Source organism: Vibrio sp. 811 (assembly GCF_033339195.1).
In genome coordinates, this window is sequence record NZ_JAWOUB010000594.1 from 1 (window position 1) to 608 (window position 608).

A 608-nucleotide genomic window follows, 5' to 3' on the forward strand; every position below is an offset into this window, starting at 1 on the left:
AATGGAAGGCAGTTATTCTGAATTGGTGAAAGAGGCGCAGCGCATCGTCCCGCTACAAAAAATGACGGAGATTTTGCAGCGTTTGGTGTCTGAGGACATTTCGATTCGTAACCTTCGCGTTATTTTGGAGGCCATGGTCGAGTGGGGACAAAAGGAAAAAGATGTCGTCCAGTTGACGGAATACATTCGTTCAAGCTTAAAGCGTTACATCTGTTACAAGTACGCGAGCGGTCAGAACATGCTGCCGGCATACCTTCTGGACCAGAGCCTCGAAGACACGATTCGCAGCGGTATTCGACAAACCTCGGCGGGCAGCTACTTAGCGCTTGATCCTTCGGTTACGCAGCAATTTGTTAGCGACGTAAAACAGACTGTAGGCGATTTAAGCCGTATGCCGAACAAGCCTGTTCTGGTGGTTTCAATGGATGTACGTCGTTATGTTCGAAAGCTGATTGAATCCGAATATTACGATTTGCCCGTTCTATCGTTTCAAGAACTCACTCAGCAGATCAACATTCAGCCACTTGGACGGGTAGGGATGTAATGAACGCCGCACTTGTACAATCGTTGGAACAAACGGGGATCCACGTGACGCCGTACTTTTGGCA

General features: G+C 48.4%; 1 pseudogene. It reads left to right on the forward strand.

What is annotated here, in order from left to right:
* Positions 1-544: pseudogene (gene vcrD / locus R7Q46_RS28280) on the forward strand (SctV family type III secretion system export apparatus subunit VcrD); the annotation flags it as partial.
* Positions 545-608 lie beyond the last annotated feature (64 nt).